Below are 14,981 nucleotides of genomic sequence, written 5' to 3' on the forward strand. Positions count from 1 at the left end.
AAAGCTGGATTTGTATCTTATAAAAACAAACACCATTGAAAAAACTGAATGATGTTGTCAGTAATGCATATGATTCTGTAGAAAAAAAATAAATGTGTCTTAATTCTAATAAAAATAAAACTTCTGCCCAAAAGACAGAAGTTTTTTATGTAAAGCATGATTTGCAGTATTGATTAATGCGCTTCCAGCCAATTGTCTCCTACTCCAATCTCTACTAACAATGGAACCTGTGTTTTTAAGGCATTTTCCATTTCAGTTTTGATGAGTTTTGAAGCGGCTTCAATTTCATCTGCCGGTGATTCAAATATCAATTCGTCATGTACCTGAAGCAGCATTTTTGTTTTTAACTGCTTTTCCATGATTTCTCTGTCTATTTTGATCATCGCAAGCTTTACAACGTCTGCGGCACTTCCCTGAACCGGTGCATTCACAGCATTCCTTTCTGCATGACCTCTTACCACAAAATTGTTGGAATTGATATCTTTCAAGTGACGCTTTCTTCCTAATATGGTTTCTACAAAACCTAGCTGACGTGCCTTATTCACCTGTTCCGCCATGTATTCTTTCAGTTTTGGATAGGTTTCAAAATACGCTTCGATCATCTGTTTGGCTTCTGTACGGGATAATCCAGTCTGCTCTGCCAATGCAAAAGCTCCCTGTCCGTAGATAATACCAAAGTTTACAGTCTTTGCCTGGCTTCTCTGGGTTTTGGAGACTTCTTCCAAAGGAATTTTAAAGAGTTTTGCAGCTGTGGAAGCATGAATATCTTCTCCGTCCTGGAACGCTTTGATCATATTATCCTCTCCTGAAATTTCAGCGATTAAACGAAGTTCAATCTGTGAATAATCGGCAGAAATAATCTTCTTCCCTTCTCCGGAAACAAAGGCTCCACGAATCTGCTGTCCTCTCAAAGTTCGGATCGGGATATTCTGCAGGTTTGGATTTACACTCGCCAGACGGCCTGTAGCAGCTGTCGTCTGTGAGAAATTGGTATGTACTCTGTTATCTTCTTTATCAATCTGCGAAGGCAGCGCATCTACATAGGTTGATTTTAATTTCTGATAGGTTCTGTATTCCAGAATATGCTTAATGATCTCATGTTTTGAACTTAATTTCTGAAGAACATCTTCTGAAGTTGCATATTGTCCTGTCTTTGTTTTTTTGGCTTTCGGATCCAGCTGCATTTTTTCAAACAGAATTTCCCCAAGCTGTTTGGGTGAGTTCATGTTGAATTCTTCCCCTGAAAGTTCAAAAATTGTAGTTTCTAACTGCTTCAGGTCATTTTCAAGATCTATACTTTCCTGTGCCAGCCATTTTTCATCCAGAGAAATACCTGCCAGTTCCATTTTTGCCAAGACTTCCATCAGAGGCATTTCAATATTATAGAAAAGCTCTTCCAGGTTTTCTTTTTTCAGCTGTGGTGCAAAAAGCTCATACAATTGGAAAGTGATGTCTGCATCTTCTGCTGCATAATCTGTCTGCGTTCTCAGATCTGCATCTCTGAAGCTGCCCTGTTTCTTACCTTTTTTCCCGATGATGGTTTCTATGGATACCGGTTTATAGTTCAGGTATACTTCTGAAAGATAATCCATACCATGTCTTCCGTCTGGATTCAACAGGTAATGGGCGATCATGGTATCAAACATTGCCCCTTTAACAGTAATGTCGTATTGTTTTAAAACTTTATAATCGTATTTCAGATTGTGAGCAATTTTCAGCAGGTCTTCCTTTTCAAAAAACGGCCTGAAAATCTCTAACGTCTGTAACACTTCGGCTCTGTCTTCGGAAAGCGGAATATAATAGGCAAGCCCTTTTTTATAAGAGAAACTCATTCCCACCAATTCTGCTTCCAGTTCGTTTAATGAAGTAGTTTCCGTATCAAAGCAAACAACCTTTTGCTTCAACAGATTATCAACTAATTTTTTCTGGGCTTTCGGATTGTCGATAAACTGATAAAGATGATCGTTCTGCTCAATAGTAGATTTTGTAGAAGTAGCCTGTTCCAGCTCTTCAAAATTGGCAAAAAGAGCAAGCTGCATCACCTGTCCTTTCATTTCTGTACCAGCTGGAGTCTGCTTCACTTCCACCTCACTCACAACCACTGTTTCTGTTGGAGCAGGTGCAAAAGCTCTGTAAAGGTTTTCGTAAAGTCTTCTGAATTCTATTTCATCAAAAACTTCTTTTACTTTTTCAAAATCCGGCGTTTCCAGATCGTATTGTTCCTGATGGAATTCTACAGGAGCATCACAGATAATGGTTGCTAATTTTTTAGATAAAATGCCACGTTCTGCAGAAGCTTCTACTTTCTCTTTCAGTTTTCCTTTCAGTTGATCAGTATTAGCTAATAAAGTTTCTATATTTCCGAATTCTTTAAGGAACTTCATCGCAGTTTTCTCTCCTACACCTTCCAGTCCGGGGATATTATCTACCGCATCTCCCATCATGGCAAGAAAATCGATAACCTGCTTAGGATCTTCAATCTCATATTTTGCCTTTACCTCATCAACGCCCAGAATTTCAATATCACCACCTTTTAAACCTGGTTTATAAATCTTAATTTTATCTGTAACCAGCTGTGCAAAATCCTTATCCGGCGTTACCATGAAAGTGGTGTACCCTTCTTTTTCTGCTTTGCACGCAATGGTACCTATTACATCATCCGCTTCATATCCTTCTACTCCCAGGCGTGGAATATGCATGGCTTCAAGAATTCTGTGGATGTATGGAACAGCAATTTTAATCGCCTCAGGAGTTTCGCTTCTGTTGGCTTTGTAATCTGAATAGTCATCAGTTCTTACACTAGCCTGTCCTACATCAAAAACTACTGCCAGGTGGGTAGGTTTTTCTCTTCTGATCAATTCGATCAAAGAATTGGTAAAACCAAAGATAGCAGAAGTATCCAGTCCTTTGCTGGTGAGTCTCGGATTCCTGATTAATGCGTAATATCCTCTGAAAATCATCGCATAGGCATCGATGAGAAACAGCCTTTTATCTTGTGTTGCGTCCATATTTTGAATAATGAACAAATATAAGAAAATAGGCGTAAAAGTTGGTAGTCCGGGGAAGGGATTCGGGGCTCAAATGATGAATAGTGAATCGTCAATTTGCTTCGCTCGTGAATTTTTTTTAAGCGGTATTTACTTTTGAAGCAATATTCAGCATTTAGCAGGTAGAATTTGTCTGAACATTTTGCTTATTTTTTATATATGGTTATTAATTAGGTCATGGATAAAAAAGAGAAACAGCATACCAATGGTATACTGTTCCTTTTTTTTACATTGTATTGGATTATTTACCTGGCCATAATCCAGCATATTGAGAAGTACCGTAGTCAATAGTTTCGGCACTTACTACAAAACTGATCAGCATACTGTTGCTGTCTACTGCATCGAAGTCTACTTCGTGCTGGATTACGTATCCATTCTCCCAATTCAAAGTAATTAATGTTCCTTCTTCGTGAGATTTGTTGAATGTAATTTCTCCTTTTGTAGGCTTGTATTTACCGTTTAACAAGCTTTCAAGGATGTCAGATTTTTCAGTAGCTTCTACTGTAACCTTGATTAATGCGTTAGAAGGATCTGATGCTACACGTCCTGATACGTCTGTAGATCTTGATACACTGTAATTCATTTTTAACAGTTTCTGTCCTTCTCCTCCGTTGAATTTTAAAATTCCTCTTGAATTTCTTTCTGCCATGATTGTAAATTTTAATCGTTAGTAATAAATTGTTATTCAATAATTATATAACAAAGATAGCTCCCTGGGTTTTGAAAAAAAAGCATTTAAACAGAAATATGAAAAAGTGTAGTAGTTATACGATTTGGTGTAGTAGTTCTACGATTTCATGTCGTAATTCTACGACAAAAGATTTAAAATAAAACATAATATATTATAAATAAATACATTAAATATCATTGGGAAATAAGAAAATTTCACCAATTATTACACCAATAAGAGAAATAAAACGTTAAAAGGGTAACTTACAAGAATCAAAACTGTTTTATTTATTCACTATAAATTTGAATGGGTTGAGACTGGAAAGTATTTATTATTTTATTCCGTTTTTCATTAGCTTGAACTTATATAAAAAAACAGAACAGTAAACTCGATGAGTATACTGTTCTGTACCAATTTTATTTTTACTAAGATGATGAATAGGCTTAATTACTACCTGCTGAAGGCCATAGTCCAGCGTACTGAGAAGTACCGTAGTCAATGGTTTCAGCGCTGATTACGAAGCTGATCAGCATACTGTTGCTGTCTACTGCATCGAAGTCTACTTCGTGCTGGATTACGTATCCGTTTTCCCAGTTCAAAGTGATTAATGTTCCTTCTTCGTGAGACTTGTTGAATGTAATTTCTCCTTTTGTAGGCTTGTATTTACCGTTTAACAAGCTTTCAAGGATGTCAGATTTTTCAGTAGCCTCTACTGTTACTTTGATCAATGCGTTGGAAGGATCTGATGCTACACGTCCTGATACGTCTGTAGATCTGGATACACTGTAATTCATTTTTAACAGCTTTTGTCCTTCTCCTCCGTTGAATTTTAAGATTCCTCTTGAATTTCTTTCTGCCATGATTGTAAATTTTGATCGTTAATATTTTGTGATTCGGTGATTGTTTAGCAAAGATAGAGGCTCTTTATTGCTAAAAAAAACTTTTCAATATAAATCTGAGAAATTGTAGTAGTTCTACGATTTCTTGTCGTAATTCTACGACAATAGATTTAAAAAACACGCTCAAAACATCATCAGTAAAGGATTTCAACATATTGAAAAAGAACAATAAAAACAATAATTTTCCACCTAAGTGAGAAATATTAAGAATCCTTTAATATAAAATTAGCCTTTTTTAACAGATCAGTTATTGCATAAAAAAAACAACCAACTGAACGTTGATTGTTTTTTTATTTGTACTTGAGATTATTTACTGTTGAATACTTGCTCCTTCTTTGATGGAACGAACCAGTATTTTATTTTTTCTGAGCAGGAAATCCGGCATAAGGTCAACAGGAAGATAGAAAGGGCTTTCTCCTTTTCTCTGCAGTTCTTCTACAATACCAGGATTCCACGTAAGGATTTTATCCATGTCTACGTTAAGCTCATCAGCGACAACTTTCAGATTGAATCCGGCGTTGATTTCCGTTTCTGAAAGCGCAGCGGTCATCTCTCTTCTGTTTCCGTCCTCAAAGAAAATTTTGTTGATTCTTGAAGAATTATAGTTACTTAAAACACTCTGAAGTTCTCCGGTAGCATAGCATGCATTGAGGTATTTCTTCACATGATTAATGGTTTCTCCGGGAAGGTATTTAGAGAATTCGTGATATTGAGAGGAGCCTGCAGCTTCCATCGCTTTGGCAATATTTCCTTCACCGCAGTTATAGGCAGCTACAACCGTTACCCAATTGTTATATTTTTTATAAAGGTTTGCCAATGAGATAACTGCTGTTTTCGTACTTTTATAAACATCGGTACGATTCTGTTCCGTAAGTCCGTATTGGTTGGCATGTGCAGTCATCAGCTGCCATATGCCTACGGCTCCGGCTCCGGAAGTGATATTTCTGTCGAAATGGGATTCTATCAGGGCCAGGTTTCTCAAATGCTTGGGAAGTCCTTTCTGAAGGAGTAACTGTTCAATAAATTCTACAAGATCCTTATTGGCATTAATGATGCTCTTATATCTTCTCACACTGCTTTCCGAAGTATCGGAAGCGGCAAGAAACTGTCCGTTTACACTTATAACAGTTCCCAATAATAGTAAGCCTGTAAAAATATTTCTGACAATGGTTTTCATTTTTTTTGTATTTATAAGCAAAAAGGCAAATGTATTTTTTGCCCTTTCGCTTCCTAATTAATCTACTTTCCAGCTTGGTTTTTCTTCCTCTTTATTCCAATCTACATGAATGGTCTGGCCGGATTTTACTTCTTCTCTGACAATCATTTTAGAGATCGGTCTGGCAAGCTGTGCACGGATTACTCCTGAGATCTGTCTTGCTCCATATTTGCTGCTGAATCCGCCTAATGCAAGGTTTCTTACTGCATCATCACTGATCTTTAAAGTGATTCCCAGTCTTGTCAATGAGGTATGAAGTGATTTCAGCTGAATATTGAAGATTCTTTCTGCAATAGATTCTGTGATCGGTGCAAAAGGAATGATCTCTGTGATTCTTGCTAAAAACTCAGGTCTGAATCGTCCTGAATTTGACATTATCTGCATCAGTGAAGATGATTCCGGAATTTTTCCTTCTTCAAACTGTTTTACAATTTCTTCACTTCCGATATTGGAGGTAAACAGGATTAATGCATTGCTGAAATCTCCTTCTTTACCTAATTTATCGTGAACTTTTCCTTCATCCATAATCTGAAGGAACACATCAAAAACTGAGTGGTGTGCTTTTTCAATTTCGTCAAATAAAACAACGGTATAAGGTTGTTGTCTGATTTTATTGACAAGCATACCTCCTTCTTCGTATCCTACATATCCCGGAGGCGCTCCGTATAATAAGGCTGCGGAATGTTCTTCTTTAAATTCTGACATATCAAAACGTACCATTGCTTTTTCATCATTGAAAAGTAATTCTGCCATTGATTTTGCCAGCTCTGTTTTACCCGTTCCAGTAGGTCCGAGAAGGAAGAATGACCCAATTGGCTGCCCTGGTTTATTCAATCCGCTTCGGTTTTCAACAATAGCATCGGAAAGAATTTTTAATGCATGATCCTGTCCTACTACTCTGTTTAGCAGAAGAGATTCCATATTCAAAAGTTTTTCTTTTTCCTGAGCCTGGATCTTTCCGATTGGAATATTGGTTTTCGCAGCCATTACAGCGGCAAGTTCAAGTCTGTCTACTTTTTCTCTTTTTTTCGCAGCATGCCGCAGAAGTTCGGCATAGGTATCTTCAATAATCTTCTGAATCTGATCTACCGGCATAGAGTTGTCAATGGCAGGCTGCTCACTCAGCGATCCCCAAAGAATCGGGCTTATTTTATCCCTCAGGAGATTATAGGTCCAGATCAGCTCGTCTGCTTTATCTTTGCTGTCTGCATATTCTTCTTCTAAAATAGCATCATAGCTTTCTTTCCAGCTGCTCAATTCTTTTTCTGACAATTCATCAAGCATTTTGATGGCTGCCATTGTTCTGTCTAATAAATCAATAGCGGCATCGGGTAATTTTTTACCTTTTGCATATCTTTTAGCGAGACGTACACATTCCGGAATCGCAGTTTTTTCGACTTCAATACCATGGTGTTTTTTGTAGCCTTCAAGAAGAACATCAATCATTTTCACGCAGGTCTTTTCATCCGGTTCATGTACGGTTAAAACCTCAAAACGACGGTTGAAAGCCTGTTCCGGCTCTATAATTTTTCTATATTCTTCCTGGGTCGTAGCTCCAATTACGGTAATCTCCCCTCTGGCAAGCTCAGGCTTCAAAAGGTTGGCAACGTTTCCGATGCTTCCTTTCGGGTCTAAAAGGGTATGAATTTCATCAATGAAAAGAATGGCTTTTTCAATTTTCTTACATTCATTGATGACTTTTTTCAGACGGTCTTCAATTTCACCTTTATAAGAAGTTCCGGCTAGCAATGCTCCGGTGTCCAGTTCTAAAAGGGTTCCGTTTTTAAGCATTTCGGGAACATTTCCTCTGATAATTTCAGTGGCAAATCCTTCCACCAATGCAGTTTTTCCTACTCCGGGTTCCCCGATGATGATCACATTCGGTTTGCTTCTGCGGCAAAGAATTTCTACCAGCATTCTGAGTTCTTTATCTCTACCGATGATATTTTCAATTTCTCCTTTTCTTGCCTGTGCCGTCCTGTCTACACAATAGCTTTTAATGGAAGGAAAAGAAGAGTCTGAATAGTCTGAACCATTTGAAAATAATGATGAGAAATCACCATCTTCTGACACGGTAAACGGTGTATCTTTTCTATACAGATTGAATATCTCATGTTCTCTCAACGGAAGTGATTTCAATTGCTGAAGTGAGAATACAACCTGTGGTTTTACAATTGCTGTCAGGATACAGATGGGGGTAATCTCATCCAATCCTAATTTTAAACGGATATCATCAGCTTCTTCAATAAGGGTATCTATGGCATCATCCTGACCTACTTCATCGGGAAGGTGATTTGTTTTAGGATATTCTTCAATACGGACATCTGCCCATTCATAAAAATAGCCGGGATCTTTATCTATACTTTTCAGAAATTCATTGAGTCCGATATCTTTATGCATTAAAGCCTGCAGAATATGCGGCCCTCCATAGGTTCCATTATAATTTTCCTTCGCTATCGACTGAGCAATGTGAAATAGTTGCTTTACGGTTTCGTTGGTTACTAGTACTCCCATTTATAATTTTCTTATATTAATATATTTGCGTTCTGTTGTCTGTACTTCAGATTTGATGGTATTTGATCTACATTTTTCATCCCTGTCTCAAAGAGATTCAAAAGTCATTTTTTGTGTAGCTAAAATTAATTATTTTATTCTAAACGAGATAAAGATAGTTAATTCTTCAATTAGAGATGTAACAATGGTGTTTTTTTGTTTTTAATCGTAGTTCTGATGGTGACATATTGTAGTAAATTACTTTCTGTATCTCCTTCCGGTTAAATTAGAAAAAGATTAACCTTTTCAGAGATTTATTAACGGCTTATAAACGGAACCACTTTTTGCTCCAGTTCTGCACCTGATTGACCATCTAAAACAACTTTTTGAATATCTCCATTTGGGATAAGGTATTCTATTACCCAAACTTTTTTACCATTAAGAACATCTTTTCTAACCCGGGTATAAAACCCGGATTCATGATACCCTTTTGGAAGCTCAATTTTATTCTTTTCACAATACATCACTACCTTTTCAGGAGTAAAACGATATCCTTCATCTGTATTTTCTTCTTTAATAAGCTTACCTGATTTATCGAAATGATATAATATTCCTATTGGAGAACCCATATTAAATGACAATGATTTATTTTTTACGTAACCATTTTTATAATAAGATTTGTCTAATTTGTATAAAGAATTCTCATGATAAATACTTAATTTATATCCATCTTTAGAAGCAGAAAAGATTTCTTTTATTTCTTCCGGAGTTTCAATACATCTGTCATCATCTTTCTTCTTAGAGCTCTGTATAGTAATCTTTTCAAATTCATTACTCATTTTTGGAATCATTGTGTCTTGTACTTCCTGAGATTGACATTGGATAAAAAAACCCAACAAGAATACTACAAATAGTTTTATATTATACTACCCATATAATAAATGGATTATAAAAAGTTTTTTTTATACATTTCATTTCAGTCAAAATTTCAACTTTATTTATAATTCCTTAAAAAAACGATTATACCAGTCAAAATAATGTTCATTTTTTAAAACTTTTCCGGAACGGTCATCCACGAGAATTATAACTCGTTCACATTTTTTATCATCCGGATTTTCAAAATGACCTTTATTCAAACCAATCTGCCAATATTTTTTTCCATCATTTTCTTTTCTCCATATTTTTATATACTGTTTGGTCCACTGCTGGTCTGTATTAATTACAGCATTTGCTGAAGCATCAATTTTATAATTAAATTTTTGAATATATTTTTTTGCAATTTCAGTAATAGTTTCAAAAGAAGTCTTCCAACCTTCATCAAAATTAATTGTTTTAGTTAGCTTTCCATGTTCATCAAATTCATACATCAATCCATAATCTCCTTTGGAAGTTTTATTATAAATCCTTTTTAGCTTTATATTTCCGTTTGGATAGTATTCCTTATAAAGATCAAACCAGCCTTTGGGTAATAATGTTCTTTGACTGTAAACCAATCCTAGGGTTCCCATAGTTGTTTGTGTACTACCATCACTTAGAGTTTCAGTCATATCAACATCATACCTTGAAGAATAGGGTTCAACAAGACCTTGAGCTTTTTTAGTCTCTAACAATCTGGGATTATTGATGTTTAATGTTTCAGTTATTGAGTCCATAGGCATGATATATTTGTTTTTATTCAAGGTTTCTTTTTGTGCATCGCATTGATAAAATATAAAACTCAGGAAGAAACAGTATATTAATTGGGTGTGTATTCTCATTATTTATGATTTAACAAAATATTTATTTTAAAATAAATTCGTAGGTTTTTACGCTATCAATTTTTTCACCAGAAAAAAAATACTCCCTTTTTTTTCTTATTTTTTCATTCCAATTTGTTTGCATCACATATATTCTCATTTTTTTTCTACTATATGCAGAATATCTAATTTGTAATAATTCTTTTTCTCTAAGTAATCGTTGAGATTTTGTTTGACTAAAGCTGATAATATTATTCTGCATAAAATAATACACTGGGTTATAAGGTTCAGACCATAAAACCGTTATAGGTAAACCTTTTAACATCCTATTTAATTTTTTATTTTTAATTGTTTTACCATCATTAATATTTCCAAAATATGATTGATTATTTAATATTTCATGAACATCTTGCCCGCATAACAAATGAGATGTATCAAACTTCATTGTCGATTGAACAATAACAGTATCATTTTTAGATAAAATGCCAGTTCTAACTATATTTCCTTCCAATTGTTTATATGTTGAACAATTTATAGTAAAAATAAATAGAAGAAAAAAAACAGAATGTTTAGAGTATTTAATTATTTGTTCTACCATTATTCTGTTAATAAATTAAAATTTCTCAATTTATCCCACTGCCATTTCCAAGTGGAGTACTTATCTTTACTATCTAAATGAGCATAATCCATAACGTTTTCTGTCTTTTTATATTTAAAGAGATAAGGTGTTATTGCAGATATACTCTCTTGTGTCCCAAATGAATGCCCCAATGCAATAGCATGCATCGCTTCATGAGCTACATCAGCATCTGTGATTCCTGAAAACATAGTTCCTCGCCCTGCACCTATAGGAGTTCCAATTCCACCTACACCTATTGTTGCTCCATTATGAACCAGATATGCAGTTTCAGAAAAAAAATAAAGTCGTAAAAATTTATCATATTTACCTGTCCCATCTGCTTTACCATCAGTTCCAAAATTTGGAAACATAGCTTTTAACTTTTCATCTAGATAATCATATAGTGATTTACCTCTAATATTTCCACCAACATTAATTCCACTTCCATTACTTATAGAAGGTAATGATAAATCTGTATTTGGTGTACTATCAATATTTCTGAGAATATTCAAATCTTCTTCAACTATATTTGTTTTAATCAGGGATTGCTTTAAATAATTTTCTAACTCAGTTTTACCTTTTATTGAGCCTTTATTTTCTCCATTTCCTATATTAGCTTTCACCCTCACACACACTACATTTAGCCTTTTCACTTTGTTATTATATAACTTTAAATATCCTGCTTCATTCCCATCACAAAGAACTTTTAAAATTTCAGGAGTCGTAATATCTTTTATTACTTTCAATTCTATTTCGTCCTCTAATTTGTAACTTTCATTTTTTTTAATTACAATTTTTGCATAATGTGTATTTTTTGTAGGATCACTTTTTTCATTTTCAACACCTTGTCCCAAACTTGTCGTAATCTCACATAATGTCTTATCATAAGCAATTACCAATTCTGTCGGAAGTTTTTCCTTATCTTTTATATGTACTTTTAAAGATAGCTTGATTTTTTTATTTTTTTCAACACATATCCAAGAAGGATAGTAGCTAGTTGGCTTTCTATCCTTTAGCAACCAAGGTATACTGTATACAGGATTACTATACTCTCTTTTAAGATCTGTAAATAAAGTAGGTGAGGTAGTAAATCTTGCTGCAGGGTCAGCTGAAGGATATTTATCATATGTTCCTGTTAAATCTGAATATAAATCATCACCAAACAAACCTGTATCCTTGATACGCATCCAATCAAAACCATATTCTTTTCCCTTCCAATTTCTCATGGGGCGAAAATGCACTATTGCATCCGCAGCAATATTGATTTCAGCCATAGGAGGTTTTTCAGGATTCCCTCCATAAAGAATCTCAGTATCACTATTTTCACTATATATGATACTTGCGTTTTCTATAATGTCTGTTTCAGAATAATAACTAAGATTTCCTTCAACAGCCTCATATATTTTTCCTTTTACAATTCTTACCCTACTCATCTTAATTGGTTATGTAATTAATGAGCTTTTCCTTTTTCACCACTCCTATTATCAATATTACTTTTTGCATGTTTATTGATAGAAGCATTGGTACTTGTTTCAATTCCTTCCTCACCATTAATCACCGTTTTGCCTTTCTTTGTTTCGCTGTGTACATCTCCTTCAATGATCTCAGTAAGTTTCCCCGTAATAAATGTACTCACATTTCCTATAACCGAAGTAAGTTTCATAGCGCCTACGGTCTCGGTATTATTTAATCCGACACTATCAGACTTATTCATCCCCACCGTCGTAGTCATGTTTTCTCCTACATTAATATTCATATTTTTACAGTTCAGGGTCATCGTTTCCGGTGCCGTAATGTTAATATTGCTTCCCGTCGTATCCAGATGAATCTCATTACCGCTTTTATCTGTAATAATGATGCTTTCATCTTCTGTAAAAACGATTCTGTGGCCGCTTCGTGTTTGTATAGATTTTACACGGTTGTCCGCACCACCTCCAAGGCCTATTCCACCGTGAAACATTCCTCCCATGACAAAGGGTCTGTCGGGATGACTGTGAACAAAATTGACCATTACCTGATCTCCTACTTCAGGAATTGCCACATATCCACGGTTTTGAGTGATTTGATCTGTTCCCCCGGCATCAGGGCTCATTACACGGACAAAATGGGTGGTATCATTCATTTGCCAGTCAAATCTCACCTGAACTCTTCCCTGTCCTTCCGGATCAGTATTTGAAATTACGGTTGCAATCTGTGGCTGTGCGGCAGGTACATTAAATTCCGGTTTAGGTAAAAAGCCTGTATCTGCAGCAATAGATTCAAAAGTTCCTGAATAATGTCCGATGGTATCAATTTCGTGAACCGCTTCTGTTACCATCACTTTGGTAAAATAGGATGTCTCATTACTGTCCGGTTTTCTCATGTGAATATCCACAATACATCCCGGATGTAAAAACGGAACTGTTGTAGATCCGGAAACGGAAAATACATTTACCGCTTCGCTTCCTGAAGTGCTTCTTTGGGAATGTTCCACATCCAGATGGGTTGTAGCTTTAATAGGTGCAATCTGAAGCGCCGGAGTTTTATATATTTTATCATTATGGCCGTATGCTGTACGGGCAAGATCGCCCATATGACTTACAGGAGTTTCCCCGGAAGTCAGTTTTTCGTTTTTGCTGCTGTTGTAGCCATAATATTGAGGCTTTGTATGTACAGCTTTTAACTCTACTTTTACATGATCTGCATTGCTGCCATAGAGCAGTTTGATGGGCTTATTCTGTGGAGGAAGTTTTCCGAAATGCAGTACCTCTCCATCATAATAGAATTGTTCCCCATAAGCTTCTGCCATTCTTGCCAGATAATTGTAATGGGTCTCATTGTATTGGCTGCTGTAAATGATCTGAGAATAATCATTTGTGTCTACCCGTATATCAAATCGTTCTTTATCAATTCCCTGTTTGATTACTTCTTCAGCTATGATACCCATATTAACAGGTTGTCCACCGCCAAAACTTTGGATATGTGGAGCTCCATCCAGTAAAATTGTTGGACTGTATCCGGAAATCACAATATTTCCAAGACTCATTTTTTCTTGGCTGAATCCTACTTTGGTAATGATACCTACAAAGTTTCTTTCGGGGCTTTTCTCAATATCTTTGTAAGAAATAACAGCAGTAAGACGTTTTCCCAAAAATTTATTAGCTTCTTCAAGCGTGTGGCTCTGCCTGTCTCCCAATGCGTCATGGGCAAGGGTAAGACTGAATTCGTGGTGGTGGCTAGCTTTTTGTTTAAGAGTGAAATGTTTGTAGTACTTAATAATTTTACCTTCCACAACCAGCGACAATTTAACCAGCCGGTTGATTCCTGCATGATGATTCTCGGATATTCCGTCTGCATTTTGTGATGGACGGAAGGAAGATCCTTTTGTCTTTGATTCGGTTTTCATATGCTTGTGTTTGTGTTTTGTATTAAAGATAACACTATTTTATATAACAGACACTATATAAGTAGGTTATGAAGTAATATTTCCTGGTATAAGTTTTTCATTCAGGCAAAAAAAGACCGCCTTAAATAGGGACAGTCTTTTTTCTTATGAATGTTGATAATGTGTGTAAATTTTAGCTTGACGGCCATAGTCCAGCGTACTGAGAAGTACCATAGTCAATGGTTTCTGCACTGATTACAAAGCTGATAAGCATGCTATTGCTGTCTATTGCATCAAAATCAACCTGATGTTGAATTACATATCCGTTCTGCCAGTTCAAAGTAATCAATGTTCCTTCTTCGTGAGATTTATTGAATGTAATCTCTCCCACTGTAGGTTTGTATTTACCATTTAATAAACTTTCAAGAATATCAGATTTTTCAGTAGCCTCTACTGTGACTTTGATCAGTGCGTTAGAAGGATCTGATGCTACACGTCCTGATACGTCTGTAGATCTGGATACGCTGTAGTTCATTTTTAACAGCTTCTGTCCTTCACCGTTGTTGAATTTTAAGATTCCTCTTGAATTTCTTTCGGCCATGATTAGTAAATTTTAATCGTTAGTAATATTTTGTGATTCAGTGATTGTTTAGCAAATATAGAGGCTCTTTTTCGCTAAAAAAAACTTTTCAATATAAATCTGAGAAATTGTAGTAGTTCTACGATTTCTTGTCGTAATTCTACGACAATAGATTTAAACACGACATCGCAACACCCACCCATACAGCATTTTAAATTAAATCCCATTTTTAAGATAAAAAACAGTTTTACACTATAAAGAGAAATAATTGAGAAATTATAGGTAAATAATGGATGACCAATTCGCTTTACTGTGAGTTTTGGATTCAAAATTCAAGGTTTAAGGTTTAAGGTTAAT

General features: G+C 35.5%; 11 protein-coding genes. All 11 read right to left on the reverse strand.

The window, feature by feature from the left end:
- Positions 1 to 173: 173 nt before the first annotated feature.
- Positions 174 to 3,008, reverse strand: a complete 2,835-nt coding sequence (polA, locus tag ACPF63_RS16200; RefSeq protein WP_426480608.1) for a DNA polymerase I — start codon at positions 3,006 to 3,008, stop codon at positions 174 to 176.
- Positions 3,009 to 3,288: 280 nt separating this feature from the next.
- A complete protein-coding gene (gene tssD / locus ACPF63_RS16205) occupies positions 3,289 to 3,696 on the reverse strand; it encodes a type VI secretion system tube protein TssD (RefSeq protein WP_047382792.1) in 408 nt (135 codons plus the stop codon).
- Positions 3,697 to 4,160: 464 nt separating this feature from the next.
- Complete coding sequence (gene tssD, locus ACPF63_RS16210; protein WP_077414280.1) at positions 4,161 to 4,577, reverse strand: type VI secretion system tube protein TssD; 417 nt, start codon at positions 4,575 to 4,577, stop codon at positions 4,161 to 4,163.
- Between the two features lie 349 nt (positions 4,578 to 4,926).
- Positions 4,927 to 5,793: a lytic transglycosylase domain-containing protein gene (locus ACPF63_RS16215; protein WP_426480609.1), complete on the reverse strand. Its 867-nt coding sequence runs from the start codon at positions 5,791 to 5,793 to the stop codon at positions 4,927 to 4,929.
- A gap of 57 nt (positions 5,794 to 5,850) precedes the next feature.
- Positions 5,851 to 8,346: an ATP-dependent Clp protease ATP-binding subunit gene (locus tag ACPF63_RS16220; RefSeq protein WP_426480610.1), complete on the reverse strand. Its 2,496-nt coding sequence runs from the start codon at positions 8,344 to 8,346 to the stop codon at positions 5,851 to 5,853.
- Positions 8,347 to 8,642: 296 nt separating this feature from the next.
- Positions 8,643 to 9,164: a hypothetical protein gene (locus ACPF63_RS16225; RefSeq protein WP_426480611.1), complete on the reverse strand. Its 522-nt coding sequence runs from the start codon at positions 9,162 to 9,164 to the stop codon at positions 8,643 to 8,645.
- Between the two features lie 159 nt (positions 9,165 to 9,323).
- Positions 9,324 to 10,004, reverse strand: a complete 681-nt coding sequence (locus tag ACPF63_RS16230) for a hypothetical protein (protein ID WP_426480612.1) — start codon at positions 10,002 to 10,004, stop codon at positions 9,324 to 9,326.
- A 100-nt stretch (positions 10,005 to 10,104) separates the two neighbouring features.
- The gene (locus ACPF63_RS16235; RefSeq protein ID WP_142719330.1) at positions 10,105 to 10,572 is read right to left on the reverse strand and encodes a hypothetical protein; all 468 of its coding nucleotides are present in this window, start codon (positions 10,570 to 10,572) and stop codon (positions 10,105 to 10,107) included.
- A gap of 86 nt (positions 10,573 to 10,658) precedes the next feature.
- Complete coding sequence (locus ACPF63_RS16240) at positions 10,659 to 12,113, reverse strand: hypothetical protein (RefSeq protein ID WP_142719329.1); 1,455 nt, start codon at positions 12,111 to 12,113, stop codon at positions 10,659 to 10,661.
- Positions 12,114 to 12,130: 17 nt separating this feature from the next.
- Positions 12,131 to 14,065: a type VI secretion system Vgr family protein gene (locus tag ACPF63_RS16245; RefSeq protein WP_426480613.1), complete on the reverse strand. Its 1,935-nt coding sequence runs from the start codon at positions 14,063 to 14,065 to the stop codon at positions 12,131 to 12,133.
- 172 nt (positions 14,066 to 14,237) lie between these two features.
- Positions 14,238 to 14,645: a type VI secretion system tube protein TssD gene (gene tssD, locus ACPF63_RS16250; RefSeq protein WP_034697144.1), complete on the reverse strand. Its 408-nt coding sequence runs from the start codon at positions 14,643 to 14,645 to the stop codon at positions 14,238 to 14,240.
- Positions 14,646 to 14,981 lie beyond the last annotated feature (336 nt).

Origin of the sequence: Chryseobacterium sp. R2ACT005, assembly GCF_049949215.1 — a bacterium.
GTDB lineage: Bacteria > Bacteroidota > Bacteroidia > Flavobacteriales > Weeksellaceae > Chryseobacterium.

Bases quoted from the DNA above. Each gene is read 5' to 3' on its own strand.
- ACPF63_RS16240 (WP_142719329.1), bottom strand. From the start codon at position 12,113: ATGAGTAGGGTAAGAATTGTAAAAGGAAAAATATATGAGGCTGTTGAA.
- ACPF63_RS16215 (WP_426480609.1), bottom strand. From the start codon at position 5,793: ATGAAAACCATTGTCAGAAATATTTTTACAGGCTTACTATTATTGGGA.
- ACPF63_RS16225 (WP_426480611.1), bottom strand. From the start codon at position 9,164: ATGAGTAATGAATTTGAAAAGATTACTATACAGAGCTCTAAGAAGAAA.
- tssD (WP_077414280.1), bottom strand. From the start codon at position 4,577: ATGGCAGAAAGAAATTCAAGAGGAATCTTAAAATTCAACGGAGGAGAA.
- polA (WP_426480608.1), bottom strand. From the start codon at position 3,008: ATGGACGCAACACAAGATAAAAGGCTGTTTCTCATCGATGCCTATGCG.
- tssD (WP_047382792.1), bottom strand. From the start codon at position 3,696: ATGGCAGAAAGAAATTCAAGAGGAATTTTAAAATTCAACGGAGGAGAA.
- ACPF63_RS16220 (WP_426480610.1), bottom strand. From the start codon at position 8,346: ATGGGAGTACTAGTAACCAACGAAACCGTAAAGCAACTATTTCACATT.
- tssD (WP_034697144.1), bottom strand. From the start codon at position 14,645: ATGGCCGAAAGAAATTCAAGAGGAATCTTAAAATTCAACAACGGTGAA.
- ACPF63_RS16245 (WP_426480613.1), bottom strand. From the start codon at position 14,065: ATGAAAACCGAATCAAAGACAAAAGGATCTTCCTTCCGTCCATCACAA.